At 71.2% G+C, this 18,696-nt stretch carries 22 protein-coding genes and 1 pseudogene; 16 read left to right on the top strand and 7 right to left on the bottom strand.

The genetic code is table 11. The features are described 5' to 3' along the window. Positions 1–69: 69 nt before the first annotated feature. The 3 genes from tpx to JOD52_RS11420 are packed head-to-tail and all read left to right on the top strand — an operon-like array spanning position 70 to position 1,846. Entirely contained in the window at positions 70–567 is a 498-nt protein-coding gene (gene tpx, locus JOD52_RS11430) for a thiol peroxidase (protein WP_204410063.1), read from the top strand. A 34-nt stretch (positions 568–601) separates the two neighbouring features. Further along, on the top strand, positions 602–997 hold the full coding sequence (locus JOD52_RS11425; protein ID WP_239551878.1) for a DUF488 domain-containing protein: 396 nt from the start codon (positions 602–604) through the stop codon (positions 995–997). A gap of 30 nt (positions 998–1,027) precedes the next feature. Next, a complete protein-coding gene (locus JOD52_RS11420; protein WP_031307428.1) occupies positions 1,028–1,846 on the top strand; it encodes a sulfite exporter TauE/SafE family protein in 819 nt (272 codons plus the stop codon). Between the two features lie 25 nt (positions 1,847–1,871). On the opposite strand, the gene JOD52_RS11415 is transcribed toward JOD52_RS11420, so the two are convergent. From JOD52_RS11415 to JOD52_RS11405, 3 genes are all read right to left on the bottom strand, one after another. Continuing rightward, positions 1,872–2,675, bottom strand: coding sequence for an alpha/beta fold hydrolase (locus tag JOD52_RS11415; protein ID WP_204410062.1), 804 nt, complete (start codon positions 2,673–2,675; stop codon positions 1,872–1,874). Between the two features lie 13 nt (positions 2,676–2,688). After that, positions 2,689–4,917: an NADP-dependent isocitrate dehydrogenase gene (locus tag JOD52_RS11410; RefSeq protein WP_204410060.1), complete on the bottom strand. Its 2,229-nt coding sequence runs from the start codon at positions 4,915–4,917 to the stop codon at positions 2,689–2,691. Between the two features lie 118 nt (positions 4,918–5,035). Continuing rightward, positions 5,036–6,334, bottom strand: a complete 1,299-nt coding sequence (locus JOD52_RS11405) for an Nramp family divalent metal transporter (protein ID WP_204410059.1) — start codon at positions 6,332–6,334, stop codon at positions 5,036–5,038. Positions 6,335–6,571: 237 nt separating this feature from the next. Between JOD52_RS11405 and JOD52_RS11400 the strand changes: the two genes are divergently transcribed. Beyond that, positions 6,572–6,949, top strand: coding sequence for an ectoine synthase (locus JOD52_RS11400; protein WP_204410057.1), 378 nt, complete (start codon positions 6,572–6,574; stop codon positions 6,947–6,949). An 83-nt stretch (positions 6,950–7,032) separates the two neighbouring features. Here JOD52_RS11400 and zupT read toward each other — a convergent pair whose 3' ends face one another. Beyond that, a complete protein-coding gene (gene zupT, locus JOD52_RS11395; protein ID WP_338124087.1) occupies positions 7,033–7,881 on the bottom strand; it encodes a zinc transporter ZupT in 849 nt (282 codons plus the stop codon). A gap of 23 nt (positions 7,882–7,904) precedes the next feature. On the opposite strand from zupT, the gene hisD reads away from it, so the two are divergent. After that, complete coding sequence (gene hisD / locus JOD52_RS11390) at positions 7,905–9,236, top strand: histidinol dehydrogenase (RefSeq protein WP_204410055.1); 1,332 nt, start codon at positions 7,905–7,907, stop codon at positions 9,234–9,236. A gap of 39 nt (positions 9,237–9,275) precedes the next feature. Here the strand turns inward: hisD and JOD52_RS11385 are convergent, their stop codons facing one another. Beyond that, positions 9,276–9,737 (bottom strand): DUF3054 domain-containing protein, encoded by a 462-nt coding sequence (locus tag JOD52_RS11385; RefSeq protein ID WP_017824680.1) that lies wholly within the window; start codon positions 9,735–9,737, stop codon positions 9,276–9,278. Positions 9,738–9,825: 88 nt separating this feature from the next. On the opposite strand from JOD52_RS11385, the gene JOD52_RS11380 reads away from it, so the two are divergent. From JOD52_RS11380 to JOD52_RS17765, 9 genes and pseudogenes are all read left to right on the top strand, one after another. Beyond that, entirely contained in the window at positions 9,826–10,980 is a 1,155-nt protein-coding gene (locus JOD52_RS11380; protein WP_204411676.1) for a histidinol-phosphate transaminase, read from the top strand. Continuing rightward, on the top strand, positions 10,977–11,624 hold the full coding sequence (gene hisB / locus JOD52_RS11375; protein ID WP_204410053.1) for an imidazoleglycerol-phosphate dehydratase HisB: 648 nt from the start codon (positions 10,977–10,979) through the stop codon (positions 11,622–11,624). Before JOD52_RS11380 ends, hisB begins: the two co-directional genes overlap by 4 nt. After that, positions 11,621–12,256, top strand: coding sequence for a hypothetical protein (locus JOD52_RS11370; RefSeq protein WP_204410052.1), 636 nt, complete (start codon positions 11,621–11,623; stop codon positions 12,254–12,256). The genes hisB and JOD52_RS11370 overlap by 4 nt, the downstream gene beginning before the upstream one ends. Continuing rightward, a complete protein-coding gene (hisH, locus tag JOD52_RS11365) occupies positions 12,253–12,918 on the top strand; it encodes an imidazole glycerol phosphate synthase subunit HisH (protein ID WP_204410050.1) in 666 nt (221 codons plus the stop codon). The genes JOD52_RS11370 and hisH overlap by 4 nt, the downstream gene beginning before the upstream one ends. Then, a complete protein-coding gene (locus JOD52_RS11360; RefSeq protein WP_204410048.1) occupies positions 12,915–13,073 on the top strand; it encodes a hypothetical protein in 159 nt (52 codons plus the stop codon). Before hisH ends, JOD52_RS11360 begins: the two co-directional genes overlap by 4 nt. A gap of 82 nt (positions 13,074–13,155) precedes the next feature. Then, entirely contained in the window at positions 13,156–13,896 is a 741-nt protein-coding gene (gene priA / locus JOD52_RS11355; RefSeq protein WP_204410047.1) for a bifunctional 1-(5-phosphoribosyl)-5-((5-phosphoribosylamino)methylideneamino)imidazole-4-carboxamide isomerase/phosphoribosylanthranilate isomerase PriA, read from the top strand. Then, a complete protein-coding gene (locus JOD52_RS11350) occupies positions 13,889–14,755 on the top strand; it encodes an SseB family protein (RefSeq protein WP_204410045.1) in 867 nt (288 codons plus the stop codon). The genes priA and JOD52_RS11350 overlap by 8 nt, the downstream gene beginning before the upstream one ends. Before the next feature lie 2 nt (positions 14,756–14,757). Next, positions 14,758–15,072 (top strand): hypothetical protein, encoded by a 315-nt coding sequence (locus JOD52_RS11345; protein WP_204410043.1) that lies wholly within the window; start codon positions 14,758–14,760, stop codon positions 15,070–15,072. 110 nt (positions 15,073–15,182) lie between these two features. Then, positions 15,183–16,043 (top strand): annotated as a pseudogene (locus JOD52_RS17765) (MFS transporter); the annotation flags it as partial. Positions 16,044–16,124: 81 nt separating this feature from the next. Here the strand turns inward: JOD52_RS17765 and JOD52_RS17110 are convergent. Beyond that, entirely contained in the window at positions 16,125–16,499 is a 375-nt protein-coding gene (locus JOD52_RS17110; RefSeq protein WP_259785597.1) for a DUF1844 domain-containing protein, read from the bottom strand. Positions 16,500–16,613: 114 nt separating this feature from the next. Further along, on the bottom strand, positions 16,614–17,483 hold the full coding sequence (locus tag JOD52_RS17760; protein WP_017824689.1) for a DUF4352 domain-containing protein: 870 nt from the start codon (positions 17,481–17,483) through the stop codon (positions 16,614–16,616). A gap of 337 nt (positions 17,484–17,820) precedes the next feature. Here JOD52_RS17760 and infC point away from each other — a divergent pair, with 337 nt between their 5' ends. After that, on the top strand, positions 17,821–18,432 hold the full coding sequence (gene infC / locus JOD52_RS11330; RefSeq protein ID WP_017824690.1) for a translation initiation factor IF-3: 612 nt from the start codon (positions 17,821–17,823) through the stop codon (positions 18,430–18,432). A gap of 24 nt (positions 18,433–18,456) precedes the next feature. Continuing rightward, positions 18,457–18,651: a 50S ribosomal protein L35 gene (rpmI, locus tag JOD52_RS11325; protein WP_017824691.1), complete on the top strand. Its 195-nt coding sequence runs from the start codon at positions 18,457–18,459 to the stop codon at positions 18,649–18,651. Positions 18,652–18,696: the final 45 nt, after the last annotated feature.

Below are 18,696 nucleotides of genomic sequence, written 5' to 3'. Positions count from 1 at the left end.
GGGGCCGGGCCCGTCCTTCTCCCGGCCTCCGTCCTTGTGGATCGCGTCGAAGCGCGTGAGGATGGGGGCATGGCTTCCATCACCTTCAAGAACGATCCCGTCTCCACCGTCGGCGAGCTGCCCACCAAGGGCTCCGCCGCCCCCGAGTTCGACCTGGTCGGCACCGACCTGGGGCCGGTCACCAGCGGTGACCTGGCCGGCAAGCGGGTGGTGCTGAACATCTTCCCGTCCGTGGACACCGGCACCTGCGCGATGAGCGTGCGCCGCTTCAACGAGCTCGCCGCGGGCCTGGAGAACACCACCGTGGTGTGCGTCTCCCGCGACCTGCCCTTCGCCCAGGCCCGCTTCTGCGGCGCCGAGGGCATCGAGAACGTGGTCAGCGCCTCCGCCTTCCGCTCCACCTTCGGTGAGGACTACGGCGTGACCATGTCCGATGGCCCGCTGGCCGGGCTGCTCTCCCGCGCGGTCGTGGTGATCGACGCCGACGGCACCGTGACGTACACCCAGCAGGTGCCGGAGATCGCGGACGAGCCCGACTACGACGCCGCCCTCGCTGCCCTGAACTGACCACCGGATCGTTCACCGCACCGGACCGGTCGCCATGACCACCTCGCGCACCCGCCCCAGGATCGTCCTGGGGCGGGTGCGTGATCTTCTGGACGACGACGGATCCGACTGCGGTGAGCACCGCGTCCTGGTGGACCGCCTGTGGCCCCGAGGGGTGAAGAAGGAACGGCTAGCCCTGGATGCCTGGGACAAGGACGTCGCCCCCACCACCGAGCTGCGCCGCGCCTTCCATGGCGGTGACCTCGACTTCGCCGAGTTCCGCGACCGGTACCTCCACGAGCTCGAGACCTCCGAGGCGCCCGCCGCCCTGATCACCCCCGCCCAGGAGGCCGGGGCCGGCAGCATCGTGCTGGTGTATGCGGCCAAGAGCGCCGAACACAACCATGCGCAGGTGCTGCAGGAGCACCTGGAAGGGCTGCTCCGTCACTGAGCCGCTTCTGGCCCACTAGGCTCGGATCTCGTGGAACCCCTCTCTCTCGTGGTGCTGTTCGTGATGGGCACGCTTGCCGGCGCGATCAATGCGGCGGTGGGATCGGGGTCACTGCTCACACTTCCGGTGCTGCTGGCGCTGGGCATCCCGCCGGGCACGGCGGTGCGCACCAACACCATCGGCATCCTGTTCTCCACCATCGGCTCGGTGGCCGGCTACCGGCGCGAGATCGCCGCCCAGCGCCACGAGCTGGGCCCTCTGGTCGCGGTCGTCGCCGTGATGGCCACGCTGGGTGCGGTCCTGCTGCTGGTCTCTCCGTCCGAGGCGCTGGACGTGGTGGTGCCGGTGCTGATCGTGGTGGCCCTGCTGATGGTGGTGTTCCAGAAGCGCATCACCCGTGCGATCCGCGAGCGCCAGGCGCGACGGACCGCCGCAGCCGCCGCGACCGCCACCGGTGCGGATAGCACGGATGCCACGAGCCCCTACCGCCGACCGGCCATGCTGGGTGCGATGGGGGCCGCCTCGGTGTACGGCGGGTACTTCACCGCCGCGCAGGGGATCCTCTACCTCGGTGTGCTCGGCGCGCTCACCGGGCGCCCGTTGGGCGACGTCAACAGCGTGAAGAACCTGGCCAGCCTGGTGGTGAACCTCGCGGCGGCCACCGTCTACGTGATCGCCCACCTGGTGTGGGGGGTGGAGATCATCTGGATCGCGACCGCGGCCATCGCCGTCGGCGCCCTGCTGGGTGGCTACTTCGGTGCGCACATGGCCAAGAAGCTGCCCGACGGGGTGCTGCGAGGGATCATCGTGGTGGTCGCCCTGGTGGCACTGGTGCGCCAGGTCCTCTGATCGCCTGGAGCGCGCCGGGTCCGGGTCAGCCCGCCAGCTCTTCCTGCAGGAACGGCAGCACGTGCTCCAGCACCGGGCCGGGCGGGAACAGGCTGCCTCCGTGGTCCCGCCCCTCCAGAGGCACGAACCGAGCCCGGGGCATCACGGCGGCGGCCTGCCGGGACTCCTCGAAGCGGGGGTGGTCCTCGGTGCCCGCCATCCACAGGGCAGGAACCTCGCACTCGGCCAGCAGCTCCGGGTCGATTCCCGCGGTCGCATCGGTCGCGGCGAGCAGAGCGGCCACGGCCTCGTGGTCGGCCCGCAGGAATGCCGCCCGGGTGGCGCGGGCGCGGCGCCCTTCGACGGCCGGACCCAGACCCTGACCGGAGCAGAAGGCATCCATCCCGCCGGTCGCCACGGCGTCGATCACCCCGGGGAAGAACACCTCGTCGACGGCACCGTGCTGGCGGGAGGCGGAGCCGCCCAGGCACACCAGGCGCTCCACCCGGTCCGGGTGGTGCACGGCGGTGCTGAGCGCCACGCGGGCCCCCAGGGAGTAGCCCAGCAGGGAGGCGCGGGGGAGCTGCTCGGCATCCAGCACGGCCAGCAGATCACGCACAAACCGCTCCTGGGTGTACGCCTCCACATCGTGCGGCGTGCCCGAACTGCCGTGACCGCGCAGGTCCACCCGGATCACCGTGTGATGCTCGGCGAGCGGCCCCAGGTAGCCCAGGCCCCGCCAGATGGCGCGGCTGAGCACGCAGCCGTGCAGCAGCACCACGGCGGGCCCCGCGCCCGCGACGTCGTAGCGCAGGTCGATGCCGTCGACCGGCGCACTGATCACGGGCACGGGCGGGACGACCTCAGAGAGCCCGGGCGATCTCGTCGAGGATCGCGTTGAACGTGGCCGAGGGGCGCATCACGCGGGCCGACTTCTCCGGATCGGGACGGTAGTAGCCGCCGATGTCGGCCGGGGACCCCTGCACGGACAGCAGCTCTGCGGCGATCTTCTCCTCGCCCTCGGTGAGCTCCTGGGCGATGGGGCCGAAGGCCTCCGCCAGTTCCTGGTCCTCGGTCTGCTTCGCCAGCTCCTGGGCCCAGTACATCGCCAGGTAGAAGTGGCTGCCGCGGTTGTCGATGCTGCCGAGCCTGCGCTGCGGGGACTTGCCCTCCTCCAGCAGGGTGGCGGTGGCGCGGTCCAGGGCGTCGGCGAGCACCTCGGCGCGCGCGTTGCTGGCCGTGCGGGAGAGGTGGCGCAGGGACTCGGCCAGCGCCAGGAACTCGCCGAGGGAGTCCCAGCGCAGGTAGTTCTCCTCCACCAGCTGCTGGACGTGCTTGGGGGCAGAGCCACCGGCACCGGTCTCGAACAGGCCGCCGCCGTTCATCAGCGGCACCACCGAGAGCATCTTGGCGCTGGTGCCCAGCTCCATGATCGGGAACAGGTCGGTCAGGTAGTCGCGCAGCACGTTGCCGGTCACCGAGATGGTGTCCTCGCCGCGGCGCACCCGCTCCAGCGTGAACCGGGTGGCCTCGATCGGGGAGAGGATCCGGATGTCCAGGCCCTCGGTGTCCTCAGCCGCGAGGTACTCCTCGACCTTGGCGATCAGGTTGCGGTCGTGGGCGCGCTCCGGGTCCAGCCAGAACACGGCCGGCATGCCGGACAGGCGCGAGCGGCGCACGGCCAGCTGCACCCAGTCGCGGATCGGGGCGTCCTTGGCCTGGCAGGCGCGGAAGATGTCCCCGGCAGCGACCTCGTGGCTCATCACCACCGCACCGGAGGCGTCGCGCACCTCGACCGTGCCGGGGGAGGAGATCTCGAAGGTCTTGTCGTGGGAGCCGTACTCCTCGGCCTTCTGCGCCATCAGACCGACGTTCGGCACGGTACCCATGGTGGTGGGGTCGAAGGCGCCGTTGACCTTGCAGTCCTCGACCACCACGTCGTACACACCGGCGTAGGAGGAATCGGGGATCACCGCGAGGGTGTCGGCCTCCTCGCCGTCCGGGCCCCACATGTGGCCGGAGGTGCGGATCATGGCGGGCATGGAGGCGTCGATGATGACGTCGCTGGGCACGTGCAGGTTCGAGATGCCCTTGTCGGAGTTGACCATCGCCAGGGCCGGGCCATCGGCGAGGTCCTTCTGGACCGCCTGCTCGACGGACTGCTTGACCTCGGCGTCCAGCTCGTCGAGGCCGGAGAGGATGCCGCCCAGGCCGTTGTCGGGGGAGAGCCCCGCGGCCTTCAGCTGCTCGCCGTGCTCGGCGAACAGGGTGGGGAAGAAGGCCCGCACGGCGTGGCCGAAGATGATCGGATCGGACACCTTCATCATGGTGGCCTTCATGTGCAGGGAGAACAGCACGCCCTGCTCCTTCGCGGCGGCCACCTGGGCTCGCAGGAAGGCATCCAGTGCCTCGGCCCGCATCACGGTGGAGTCCACGACCTCGCCGTCCAGTACCGGGATCGACTGCTTCAGGACGGTCTCGGAGCCGTCGGCGCCCACGTGCACGATTGAGAGCTCGCCGCCTGCCTCGATCACCACGGACTGCTCGTTGTGGCGGAAGTCGTCGGCGTCCATGGTGGCCACGGACGTCTTCGAGGAAGAGTCCCACGCGCCCATCCGGTGGGGGTGCTTGCGGGCGAAGCTCTTGACGGCCTCGGGGGCGCGGCGGTCCGAGTTGCCCTCGCGCAGCACGGGGTTCACGGCCGAGCCCTTGACGGAGTCGTAGCGGGCGCGGATGTCCTTCTCCTCGTCCGTGGAGGGGGACTCGGGGTAGTCCGGCAGGGCCACGCCCTGGGACTGCAGCTCTGCGATCGCGGCCTTCAGCTGCGGCACGGAGGCCGAGATGTTCGGCAGCTTGATGATGTTGGCCTCGGGGGTCTTGGCCAGGTCGCCCAGCTCGGCCAGGGCGTCGTCCACGCGCTGGTCCTCGGGCAGCAGATCGGTGAAGGCCGCGAGGATGCGGCCGGCCAGCGAGATGTCGCGGGTGGTGACGTCGATCCCGGCGGTGGTGGAGAACGCCTCGAGGATCGGCAGGAACGATGCAGTGGCCAGCATCGGTGCCTCGTCGGTGTGGGTGTAGATGATGCGCGCCATGGTTCGCGGGGCTCCCTCGGGTCGGTGCGGCAACTGTCTTGACGTCAAGACTATCGGCAGGGGGCGCCGACCGCTCCTCGCGGCCGACGCCCCCACGGTACGGGACCGGGTCAGCAGGTCACCACAGGCCGATCAGGCCCCCGAGCTGGTAGACGGCCAGCCCGATCACCACCAGGGTGATCAGCACGCCCACCACGTTGGAGACGATGCCGTTGGCGTGCTTGCCCAGCAGCTCCTTGTTGTTCATCGTGATCAGCAGGAAGATCGCGATGATCGGCAGCAGCAGCCCGTTGGCCGCCTGCGCGATGATGATGATGGAAACCGGCTCGAAACCCGTCAGCGCGATGATCGCACCGACGGCCAGCACCAGGATCCACACCAGGCGGAAGCTCCAGGACTTCATGTCCGTGCTCAGCCCCAGCACCCCGCAGATCGCGTAGGCCGCGCCCAGGGGGCCGGCCAGTGCCGAGGTGAAGCCGGCGCAGAACAGGCCGATGGCGAACACCCAGCCGGCGGCATCGCCCAGCAGCGGCTCCAGGGCCTTGGCGAGGTCGGTGCCCGTCTCGGCGGAGATCCCGTGGACGAACATGCCGCCGAAGGCAGTGGCCATCACCGCCAGGGTGATCATGCCGCCGATGGCGATCGAGGAGACCGTGTCGATGCGGGCCTCGCGGATCGCCTTGTTCTCCTCCATGTCACCCCAGTTCTCCTGCACCAGCGAGGCGTGGAGGAACACGTTGTACGGCACCACCGTGGTGCCGATCAGGGCGATGGCCGTCAGCGCTGCACCGGCAGGGATCGAGGGGACGAACATCCCCTTCAGGGCCTCCAGGAACGGCGGCTGCACCACGAAGGTGGTGGCGATGAACAGCAGCGCGAGGATCACCACCATCACCATCAGGACCTTCTCCACCACCTTGTAGCTGCCGGAGATCAGCAGCCCGGCGATCGCCAGGATGATGGCCACCACGATGATCCACACGGGGATCGGCAGCACGGAGGAGACCGCCAGGGCGGTGCCGGTGGTGTCACCGCCGGCGTAGGCAGCACCGCCGATGCCGATGGCCGAGACCACCAGGATCACCATCAGGATCTTCGCGACGGGGTTGGCGAAGGTGCGGCGCATCGCCTCGCCCAGGCCGATCCGCCCGCCCAGGCCCAGCCGGGAAGCCATCTCCTGCAGCACGATCGTGGCGACGATCGAGAAGACGATCGCCCAGGCCAGGGCGAAGCCGTAGCTCGCCCCGGTCACGATCGAGGTGGTGATGGTGCCGGGGCCGATGAAGGACGCCGCGATGATCAGACCCGGACCGAACAGCGATCCCTTGCGCTTGCCGCTCTTGGGCGGATCGCCTCCCGAGGCATCGGGCCCCGACGCGGGTCGGGGCTCGGCGGGGGTCGGCTGGGGTTCGCGCATGTCGGCTCCTCGCAGTAGATGCACACCCCGGGTCGTAGAGGTGTGTGAGTCACGACACTACAGATCTGCTTCGGGGGTGGGTGGGGTCCGTCGAGGATCGTGACCGGACGGTGATCGGCCAGGGATCCCACAGGCACGCAGGTGACGCAGGGAACAGATTGCTAGGCTCGAGCAGTCCGGCCGCGCCGTGAGAGGTCGCCGGGCCGGAGACCGTTTCACCGATCCAGGAGGAGCTTCATGTTCACCCGTTCCATCGATGACGTCGAGAAGGTCGAGTGGGGCAACGGCACCAGCCAGCGCGTCCTCACCGCCAAGGACAACATGGGCTTCGCCGTGGCCCACACCGTGGTGCGCAAGGGCACCAGCTCGCCACTGGAGTACCGCAACCACCTCGAGGCCTGCTACTGCATCGGCGGCTCCGGCACCGTGTGGAACGCCGACCGCACCGAACGCTTCGACATCACCCCCGGCGTGATCTACGTGCTGGACAAGCACGATCCGCACCACCTCGAGGCCTCCGACGACGAGGACCTGGTCCTGGTCTCGATCTTCAACCCGCCGATCACCGGCGATGAGAAGCACGTGCTCACCGAGGACGGCTTCTCCGCCTACTGATCCGCTCCCAGAGCGACACGACCTGATGCAGGGCGGTCACCCCGGGCCGGGGTGGCCGCCCTGCCTCGTCGCAGCACGACGTCTCACAGCACGATCAGGGTCGCCGCCATCAGGGCCATCCCGGCGATCAGCGAGTAGATCACCGTGTGGTGCTCCCCGGTCTCCTCCGCCGCGGGCAGCAGCTCGTCCAGCGACACGAACACCATCACCCCGGCCACGCCTGCCAGGACCGCACCCATCGCCGGTCCCTCGAGAAGCGGAGCCAGCAGCAGGTAGCCCAGCACCGCGCCGGCGGGTTCGGCCAGGCCCGTCATGGTGGCCAGCCAGAACGCCTTCGCCCTGGACCCGGTGGCCCGGTGCACCGGCACCGCCACGGCCAGGCCCTCGGGAATGTTGTGCAGGGCGATCGCCACCACCACGGGGATCGCGATCTCCGGGGCCTGCAGGGCAGCGACGAAGGTGGCGAACCCTTCGGGCACGTTGTGCAGGGCCAGCACCACCGCCATCACGGTGCCGGTGCGCAGAAGCCGCGCCCGCAGTGCCGCGTCCGCGGCCAGGCCTGCGCGGTCACGGTGCTCATCGTGGACATCGGAGTGGTCCACCCTGCCCGAGAACTCGTGGGGGTTGACCGGTTCGGGCACCAGGCGGTCCAGCAGGGCGATCAGCGCGATGCCGCCGAAGAACGCGGCCACGGAGAGAGCAGTGCCCCGCGCGGTGGTGGCACCCCCACCGCTGCCCGCACCGGCACCCGACAGCACAGCGGCGCCCTCGGGGAGCAGTTCCACGAAGGACACGTACAGCATCACCCCGGCCGAGAGGCCCAGCCCGCCGGCCAGGGTCCTCGCCGAGGTGCCGCGGCCCATCACACCGAGGGCGGCCCCGATGCTGGTGGCACCGCCGGCGACGACCGTGAGCAGAAGAGCGATGAGCACAGGCACGACCATAGACTGGATCCATGCCGATCCTCACCTCCGTCGACCTGCGCTCACGCACCCTCACCGCCGCCGAGCTGACCGCGGCGCTGCCCCGCGCTGAGCTGGACGTCGAGGCGGCCGTCGACGCGGTCCGTCCTGTCGTCGAGGACGTGCGGGAACGCGGAGCCGCTGCGGTGCTGGATGCCTCCGAGCGCTTCGACGGCGTGCGGCCGCAGCACCTGCGGGTGCCCACCGAGGAGCTGGAACGTGCCCTGGCGCAGCTGGACCCGGCGATCCGGGAGGCGCTGGAGGAGTCAGCGGACCGGGTGCGCAGGGTCGATTCCGAGCACCGCCGTGGTGAGGACACCGTCCAGGTGGTGCCCGGTGGCACCGTCACCCAGCGCTGGGTCCCCGTGCGTCGCGTGGGCCTGTACGTGCCCGGTGGGCGCGCTGTCCTGCCCAGTTCGGTGGTGATGAACGTGGTGCCGGCGCAGGTGGCCGGGGTGGAGCAGATCGTGCTCGCCTCCCCGCCGCAGAAGGAGTTCGGCGGCCTGCCGCACCCCACCATCCTCGCGGCCTGCGCGCTGCTGGGGGTCACCGAGGTGATCGCGGCCGGGGGAGCGCAGGCCATCGCCCTGCTCGCCCACGGCGCCCCCGACCTCGGCGACGGCCGCGGCCTGGACGGCGTGGACCTGGTGACCGGCCCGGGCAACGTGTACGTCGCCGCCGCCAAGCGCCTGGTGCGCGGCACCGTCGGGATCGACGCGGAGGCCGGCCCCACCGAGATCGCGATCCTGGCCGATGCCACCGCGGATCCGGCGTTCGTGGCAGCCGACCTGATCTCCCAGGCCGAGCACGATCCGCTGGCTGCGAGCGTGCTGGTGACCGACTCCGACCAGCTGGTGGCCGCGGTCGAGGAGCAGCTCGCGGTGCAGGTCTCCCAGGCCCCGCACCGGGAGCGCATCGAGGAGGCCCTCGCCGGCCCCCAGAGCGGCGTGGTGCTGGTGGATGACGTCACCCAGGGTCTCGCAGTGGTCAATGCCTACGGGGCGGAGCACCTCGAGATCCACACGGAGGATTCCCCCGCCGTCGCCGCCCGCGTCACCAATGCCGGGGCCGTGTTCGTGGGGTCCTACGCCCCGGTCAGCCTGGGTGATTACGCCGCAGGCTCCAACCACGTGCTCCCCACCGGGGGCAGCTCCCGCTACGACGGCGGCCTGAGCGTGCAGACCTTCCTGCGCGGCATCCACGTGGTCCAGTACGACCGCGAGGCGCTCGCCGGGGCCCGCCGGGCCGCGACCGTGCTGGCCGAGGCCGAGGGCCTGCCCTCCCACGGACGCGCGATCGACATCCGCTTCGACCAGGACGCGTGACCGCGGCGGCCCGAGGGCTGCTCAGTCCCGCTGCGGGGGTCAGTCCCGCTGCGGGGCCGCGTCCTGCTCCGGTGCGGCTGAATCGGGCTCCGTGGCATCAGCGGTCTGCTGTGCGGAGGCCGGCGCGGGTCGCGGGGGACTTACCCTCTCGCCGCGGGTGAGGAAGAGGGCCAGGGCGCGCCAGCCCAGCATCAGCACGCCCGTGACCCCGGCGGCCACCAGCACGAAGGACAGATCGGTGCCCTCGCCCAGCAGGGTGCGCAGCATCATCGCCGCGGCGATCGTGATCGCCCACACGAACACGCCCTGCGGCCACAGCGCGAACGGAGCCCTCCACGCGCGGATCGCCAGATGCCCCAGCAGCACGCCCACCGCGAACGGCCACGCCACCCAGGACACGTTCTGCATGGTCAGCGGGGTGCCGTGCTGCACCAGGCCGATGGACACGAACACCAGGGCGATCAGCAGATCGCCCACCAGGGCACCGAAGGAGCGAAGCATCCATCAAGAATATCGGGCCCGAACAGCACCGCCGCACGGCGCCGCCCACCACGGACCGGTCCGAGGCTCCCCAGCCGTGAGCCCTACCATGGTGGGCATGTCCGAGAACCCCGCAGCCACCCCTGCAGCCACCGCTGCGGAGACGAGCCTGCCGGCGCCCCGCGCCGACCTCGCGGGCGCCGAGCCGTATGGCGCCCCCCAGCTGCCGGTCACCCATGCGCTGAACGTGAACGAGAACCCCTTCGGCCCCTCGGCCGCCCTGGCCGACGACATCGCCGCCGCCGTGCGTGAGGCGGCCCTGGGGCTGAACCGCTACCCGGACCGGGAGGCCCTCGCCCTGCGGGAGGACCTCGCCTCCTATCTCGCGCACGAGGCCGGGATCGCACAGCCCACCGTGGAGTCGGTATGGGCGGCCAACGGATCCAACGAGATCATGCACCAGCTGATGCTGGCCTACGGGGGCCCCGGCCGCACCGCACTGGGCTTCACCCCGCACTACTCGATGTACCCCGAATACGCCCGGGACACCTTCACCACCTGGGTGACGGCCTCCCGTGGCCCCGCGCCCGACTTCGCCCTCACCCCCGAGACCGTGACGGCCGCGATCAGTGAGCACCGCCCCGACATCGTGGTCCTCACCAGTCCCAACAACCCCACCGGCACCGCACTGGACCTCGACACCGTCCGGGCAGCGGCCCTGGCGCTGGCACCCACCCGCGGTCTGCTGGTGGTGGACGAGGCCTACTCCGAGTTCCGGCGCGACGGGGTTCCCAGTGCCCTCACCGTGCTGGGGGAGCACCCCGGGATGGTGGTCACCCGCACCATGTCCAAGGCCTTCGCCCTGGCCGGCGCCCGCCTGGGGTACCTGGTGGCCCACCGTGCGATCGTGGACGCCGTGCGCGTGGTGCGGCTGCCGTACCACCTCTCCGCCGTCACCCAGGCCGTGGCCCGCACCGCTCTCGCGCATCGCCAGGAGCCGCTGGGCCAGGTGGAGCTGCTGCGCGCAGAGCGTGACGCCCTGGCCGCTCACCTGACCGGGCGCGGCCACGGGGTGGCCGCCTCCGACGCCAACTTCATCCTGTTCCGCACCTTTCAGGACCGCTCCGCCGTGTTCGAGGGCCTGCTGGCCCGTGACGTGCTGGTGCGCGCTGTCGGCCCCGAGGGCTGGCTGCGCGTGTCGATCGGCACCCCGGAGGACAACGCCGCGTTCCGCACCGCACTCGAGGAGGCCGACCCCCGATGACCGACCCCACCCGTTCCACGGAGCCCAGCACGGATCTGGATCGTCCGCGCCGCACCGCCAGCGTGTCCCGCACCACCCGCGAGTCCAGCATCGAGCTGACCCTGGACATCGACGGCACCGGTCAGGTGGACGTCTCCACCACCGTGCCGTTCTTCGACCACATGCTCACCGCGCTGGGCGCCCACGCCCGCTTCGACCTCACCGTGCGCGCCACCGGCGACACCCACATCGATGCCCACCACACGGTCGAGGACACCGCGATCGTGCTGGGCCAGGCCCTGCGCGAGGCCCTCGGCGACAAGCGCGGCATCGCCCGCTTCGGCGACGCCATGGTGCCGCTGGACGAGGCCCTCGCCCAGGCCGTGGTGGACCTGTCCGGGCGCCCCTACTGCGTGCACACCGGTGAGAGCGAGGCCCAGGCCCTGCACCTGATCGGCGGGCACTTCACCGGGTCCCTCACCCGCCACGTCTTCGAGTCCATCGCCCACCACGCCGCGATCTGCCTGCACATCCGGGTGCTCTCCGGCCGGGACCCCCACCACATCGTCGAGGCCCAGTTCAAGGCCCTCGCCCGGGCACTGCGCGCCGCCTGCGCACTGGATGATCGCGTGCTGGACGTCCCCTCCACGAAGGGAGCACTATGACCACCGCCGACCGACCCGATCCCGAGCTGCCCCGCGACCCGGACCGCTCCGGAACCGGCGCCCCCGACGGCTCCGGCACCGACATCGACGCCGAGTTCGCCCGCCTCACCCAGGACCTCGGCTTCAGCATGGACGACACCCCGCTGACCGTCGAGGACGTACTGGCCGACCCCGAGGACACCGAGCCCGCCATCGCCGTGATCGCCACCTCGGTGGCCGCCGCGACCGCACTGGCCGGGGCTATCCGCCTGGGCCGGGAGGCCCGCACCGACGGCACCGACATCCCCGCCGGCAGCCGGGTGCTGGACACCGACACCGGCGCCATCGCCGCAGGGCCCCTCCAGGAACAGGACGCGCACGCCCTCGCCGCCATCACCTCCACCGCGCTCCAGCGCAACGGCCTGGTGCTGTTTTGGCGCCGCGGCGACCGCATGACCGCCACCCGGTACCGCAACGGAGAGCGCGGCGACGACGTCTCCCCGGCCCTGGTGCTCGGCGCGGTGTCCGACACGGTCGAGGAACTGCTGCTGGGCGCCGTCACCCTCGCGGACCTCGGGGAGGGTATCGACCCCGCCACCATCTCCCGCACCCAGGCCCTGCAGTGGATCCCCTCCGGGAGGAAGCGCCGGTGAGCAAGGTCCCTTCCGTCGTCGTCCTGGACCACGGCTCCGGCAACGTGCGCTCCGTGGTGCGCGCTCTCGAGGCCGCCGGGGCACACGTCGACCTCACCGCCGACCGCCCCCGAGCGCTCGAGGCCGATGGCCTCGTGGTCCCCGGTGTCGGCGCCTATGCCGCAACCATCGCCCAGGTGCGGGCCGTGGGCGGGCACCGCGTCATCGAGCAGCGCCTGGCCGGCGGGCGCCCCGTGATGGGCATCTGCGTGGGCCTGCAGATCATGTTCGAGTCCGGCAACGAGCACGGTGAACGCTCCGAGGGCCTGGGCCAATGGCCCGGTGAGGTCACCCGGCTGCAGGCCGACATCGTCCCCCACATGGGCTGGAACAGCATCGAGGCGGGGGAGGGGAGCCGCCTGTTCGACGGGATCGAGGACGAGCGCTTCTACTTCGTCCACTCCTACGCCGCGCGCACCTGGGAGATGGAGCGCATCGGCCCGATCGCTGCACCGGTGGTGACCTGGGCCCAGCACGGCGGGGACCGCTTCATCGCAGCCGTGGAGAACGGTGCGCTTACCGCCACCCAGTTCCACCCCGAGAAGTCCGGGGCCGCCGGGGCGCGCCTGCTGCGCAACTGGCTCGCCGGCCTCGGCGCCGATCGGTCGGGGGCCCACGCATGACCCTCGCCTTCGTGATGCTGTTCGCCGGCGGGATGCTGCTGGGAGGCACCTGGTCCTTCTACCGCACACGCAAGCCCTGGTGGGCGACCGTGGCCATGGCCGCGCTCGCCCTGCTGTGCATCGGGGTGTCCGTCTGGCGACTGCAGTCCGGCTGACAGCAGGACCGGACCGCGGCGAACCGCTCGACTCCCCCTCGTCCCTCTCGCCCCACCCACGTACCCCGCCCAGGAGGCCCCCATGACCGCACCCGTGCTCGAACTGCTGCCCGCCGTCGACGTCCAGGACGGCAAGGCCGTGCGCCTGGTCCAGGGCGAGGCCGGCACCGAGACCTCCTACGGCGCACCCCTGGAGGCCGCCCTCACCTTCCAGCAGGGCGGCGCCCGCTGGCTGCACCTGGTGGACCTCGACGCCGCCTTCGGCAAGGGCAGCAACGCCGCCATGCTGGCCGAGGTGGTCGCCGCGGTGGACATGAACGTGGAACTCTCCGGCGGGATCCGCGACGACGAGTCCCTGGCCGCCGCCCTCAGCACGGGCTGCCGCCGCGTGAACCTGGGCACTGCCGCACTGGAGAACCCCGAGTGGACCGCCGAGGTGATCGCGGAGCACGGAGACCGCATCGCCGTGGGCCTGGACGTGCGCGGCACCACCCTCGCCGCCCGCGGCTGGACCCGCGAGGGTGGGGACCTGTGGGAGACCCTCGAGCGTCTCGACGAGGCCGGCTGCGTGCGCTACGTGGTCACCGACGTCACCAAGGACGGCACCCTGCGCGGCCCCAACCTGGACCTGCTGCGCCAGGTGTGCTCGCGCACCGATGCCGCCGTGGTCGCCTCCGGCGGGGTCTCCTCTCTCGCGGACCTGGAGGCCCTGCGTGGCCTGGTGGCCGAGGGCGTGGAAGGCGCGATCGTCGGCAAGGCCCTGTATGCGGGCGCATTCACGCTGCCCGAGGCGCTCGACGTTGCAGGGCGCGTGGATGACTGAGCCCGGTCCTGACGACAGCTCCGCCCCCGACGACAGCTCCGTCCCCGGTGGCAGCTCCGATGCCACCGGCGGCGCGGCGCAGCGCAGCCTGCCCGCCCACTTCCGGGAGAAGTCCCCGCTGACCGACACCGCCGGGGTGCCCTGGGCCGGACGCGACTACACCCTCAGCCCCTTCCCCGAGGACGACGGCTCGACCCCGCCTGCCCTGGCCGACGCGCTGGCCGTGCACCGGCGCGGTGAGGACCCGCACCGCTGCGCCCTGGTGGAGGTGCTCGCCACCTCCCGGGTGCTGGTGCCGATCATGGCGGTGGCCACCGAGCTGGGGGCCACCGCCCACGGCCTCACCGGGGACAACGGTGCCGACATGGCGATGGTGTCGATCACCGCACCGGACGGCAGCCGTGTTCTGCCCCTGTTCACCTCGGTGACCGCCCTCAGCACCTGGCGCGGCGACGCGCGCCCCGTGCCCGTGGTGGCGCCCCAGGCAGCCCAGGCCGCCGTCCAGGAGGGCTGCACGGCCCTCCTGCTGGATCCCGACACTCCCACCGAGCAGGGCGGGCCGATCCTGCTCCCGCGCTCGGTGCTGTGGGCCCTGGCCCAGGGACGCACCTGGATCCCGCCCCATGAGGACCCCGAACTGATCTCCGTGCTCGACCAGGTGGCGGCAGCCGTCGGCCCCGTCACCTCCCTGGTGGCCCGGCCCGGGCAGCGCAGCGAGGTGGACCTCCACCTCGGCCTGGTCCCCGGCCTGAGCGCCGAGCAGGTGCAGGCCGTGGTCCAGGAGATCTCCGCGCACCTCGGAGCCGAACCCCTGGTGGCCGAGAGGATCAGTTCCCTGCGACTCGCGCTGGAGGGCTGATCGTGGACGCCTATCGCCGGGTGCTGAGCATCCCGGGCACCACCGCTGTGCTGCTGCTGGGTCTGCTGGCCCGGATCCCCTTCTCCACCCTGGGCCTGCTGCTCACCCTTCACGTGGTGCTCACCCTGGATCGCAGCTACTTCGAGGCCGGCCTGATCGTGGCGGCCTCCACCATCGGCACCATCCCTGTCCTCACCGTGGCGCGGCAGACTGCTGGACCGGTACGGGCTGCGCCGAGCGGTGATCCCCTCGATCGTGATCCAGCCGCTCGCACTGATCGCCGCGTCGATGGCCCCCCTACGAGACGCTGGTGCTGATCGCTTTCGTGGGAGGCATCTTCAGCCTGCCGGTGTGGTCGATCGTGCGCACCTCTCTGTCAGTGCTGGTGCCGGCCGCGCAGCGCCGCTCCGCCTTCGCGCTGGACTCCATGTCCACCGAACTGGTGTTCATGGCGGGGCCCGCCGCGATCACCATCGCCGCCATCGCCATCGGCACCCCGGTGTCGCTGCTGATCGTCGCCGGGCTGATCGCCCTGGCCGGCATCGGCCTGCTGATCGCGGACCCGCCCACCCGCTCCGACCAGGTCATGCTGCCCACGAAGCTCCCGCCGGGACTTGCGGCCAGCGAAGGCGCGGCTGTCGCGCAGAAGGAGGGCTTCGCCGAACAGCGGGTGGCCGAGGACCTCACCACCGGGCAGACCCCGGTGGTCGACCCGCAGGTGGGCGTGAGCGCCCGCACGGCGCTGCTGAGCCTGGGCGGGATGGCGGCCCTGATCGCCACCATGGTCGGCTCCACCACCATCACCGCAACCGACCTGTCGCTGGTGGCGATCCTCGAGGACGTCGGCTCGACCGCGATGATCGCGCCGATCATGTCGGTGTGGTGCGCGGGCTCCCTGGTGGGCGGCTTCGCCTACGGGGCCGCTCGGCGCACCATCGGCCCGCTGTGGGTGCTGCTGGCGCTCGGTCTGCTGTCGATCCCCGTAGCGTTCGTGGAGAACCCCTGGTGGCTGGGGGTGGCCGTGTTCTTCGCCGGTCTGGCCCTGGCTCCGATCATCACCGCCACCAGCGAGTCGATCTCGCGTCGGGTCCCCGAACAGGTGCGCGGCGAGGCCATGGGATGGCACGGCAGCGCGATGACGATCGGCTCCGCGGTCGGATCACCACTGTTCGGTGCGGTCATCGACGGCTTCGGGCCGGCCTGGGGCGTGGGCTCGGCCGCGCTCCTGGCCACCGTGGTGGCAGTGAGCGGGCTGGTGGCGATGAGCATCCGACGGGTCCATCGCAGGCGGGTGCCGAGGACAGGTTCGGTGACGCCGCCTGAGGTGCCACCTCGGCGTCCCGGGGCGATCGCTGCTCGTGATCCCGGGTCAGGACACCCGGCCGGTCCACTTCTCGCCGGGAGCCTGCCCGGGCGGATCAGGGAACGGCAGTGCTTCGGCGAAGGCCAGCTGGAGCGAGCGCAGGCCATCACGGAGGGACCGTGCGTGCACGCTGCCGATCTCGGGGGCCGCGGCGGTGACCAGCCCGGCGAGAGCGGTGATCAGCTTGCGGGCCTCGTCGAGGTCCTGGTAGCCGCCTGTCTCCTCGTCGTCCGCGAGCCCGACCTTCACGGCGGCGGCGCTCATCAGGTGCACGCAGGAACTGGTGATGACCTCCACCGCTGCGACATCAGCGATGTCCCGCAGTTCCTGGTCGCCGGCGGTGGCATCGGCTGCGGCCGGTGTCTTCTGGGACTCGTCCACGTCTCTCCTGAGGTGCGGGGGAGGGACCGCGGCGATCGGGTCCCGGTGGGGTGCCGGCGCAGGCGCCTGCCTGCTCGACGGCACAACAGTAGAGGCTAACCGGTCTCGACGTGGTCAGCCGGCCCAGGGAACCGGGCCGGCGCCCCCGTACTCGGTAAGGTCGATGTGCAGTGTCTGCGGTTCGGCATCGGCGGGGATGTCGAAGACTGCATGGACCCGGCCTGTACCGCCGGCGGGGACCTCGCCGTCGGGGGCAGTGGGGGCGTCGAGCGCAGCCGAGGCATCGGGGTCCGGGTAGTACAGCGCGCCGTCGGAGGTCTGCAGCTGCACCTGGCCCCGATCTCCCAGGGACAAGGCCTGATCGGAGTCATTGGTGAGCTCCAGGACCACGGTGACGAACTGCCCGCGAGGCTCCACCACCGCCGTGTCGTCACCGACGGAAGCCACGCCCACTTCGGTGGAGACCACGCTGACCGTGACATCACCGAGGACGGTCCCGGAGGAGAGAGCACCGGAGGGGTTCTGATCGGGCTCCACCGCTGACTCGTCCTCCGTTGCGCCGGTCTCGGTGGAGGCCTCCGGGGCCTGTGGGGCGCTCGTGACCGCAGGGGCAGCCCCGCCCGGTGGGCCACCGGTGAGAGCCCGCATCGCGAGCACCGCGCCGGCGATCCCGAGGAGCAGCACCAGCGCGGCGCCGACCGCGACGGCGATGACCGTGCCGGAGCGCCGCGGCGCCGGGGGCGGCTCGGGGGCGGGCAGCGCGGGCCGACGGTTCGGGCGCGCTGGCCGTGGAGGCGGCGTGGGGAAACCCTCGGGCACCGGGCGCAGTACCGCCCGCGGTGCCGTCCCGGTGGGCACACCGGTGGAAGGATGCAGGCCGGTGACCTCAGCCGGCGGCGAGTCCTCGACCGGGCTGTCGGGCCTGTCGGGTCCCTCGGGCCCTGCGGGCTCGTGGGGCCCGGGACCCTCGTGATCGGTCGCCACCGGCTCCCCCTCGGCTCTCGCTTGGCGCGACGCACATCACCTGGACGATGAGCGTGCTGCTGGTAGGATAGTGGACCGGAACATGACGATTCCCTTTCTTCCGCGCCTCACAGGAGGTTCGCGGGGGCCAGGGGCCTGTTCCCTGGAAGTGGAGATCCCCTCCCACCTCGTGGCCATCGGTCACCGGGTCAGTATCGCAGCCGGGCACTCAGCCCGGTCGGCGCCTCGGCGTCGTGCGTCACGGGGCCTCCGCATCTGCGGGGGCCTTCGTCATGCCCGACACGAACCGAGGTGAGGAGCCAACATCAGCGAACAGCGCATCAACGGTCAGATCAGGGTGCCCAAGGTCCTTCTGGTCGGCCCCGCCGGCGAGCAGGTCGGCATCGTCCGGGTGGAGGACGCCCTCCGGCTGGCGAACGAAGCGAACCTCGACCTGGTCGAGGTCGCACCGGGGGCCAACCCGCCGGTCGCACGCCTCATGGATTACGGCAAGTACAAGTACGAAGCCAATCTGAAGGCCCGCGAGGCGCGCAAGAATCAGGCCAACACCGTCCAGAAGGAAATCCGGATGGGCCTGAAGATCGACAAGCATGATTACGAGACCAAGCGCCGCAACGTCGAGAAGTTCCTCGCCGGCGGTGACAAGGTCAAGGTGATCATCCGGTTCCGCGGCCGTGAGCAGTCCCGCCCCGAGATGGGCGTGAAGCTCCTGGGCCGCATGGCTGAGGACGTCTCCGAGTACGGCTTCGTCGAGTCGCATCCGCGACAGGACGGCCGCAACATGGTGATGGTCTTCGGTCCGCACAAGAAGAAGGCCCAGGCGATGGCGGAGGCGCGCAAGCGTCGTACCGACGCTGAGAAGGCCGACAAGCGCGGCGACGACACCGCGCCCACCACGCCCGACGGGACCGAGAACGACGCCGTCACCGGCGCCGATTCCGAGTCCTGACACTGCACGAAGGAGAACAGGCAGATGCCGAAGAACAAGACCCACTCGGGCACCAAGAAGCGCGTCCGCGTGACCGGCTCGGGCAAGCTGATGCGGGAGAAGGCGAACGCTCGCCACCTCCTGGAGCACAAGTCCTCCACCCGCAAGCGCCGTCTGGGCAGCGACACCGAGGTGTCCAAGTCCGACACCAAGCGCATCAAGAAGCTGCTGGGCCGCTGACGCCCGCGCGGGGACGCACGTCCGTCCCCGCCCCACACTCGTAGA

This window comes from Brachybacterium muris, assembly GCF_016907455.1.
Taxonomy (GTDB): domain Bacteria; phylum Actinomycetota; class Actinomycetes; order Actinomycetales; family Dermabacteraceae; genus Brachybacterium; species Brachybacterium muris.
Note: the sequence above shows the minus strand (reverse complement) of the source record. Positions and strands in the feature narration are given on the sequence as shown.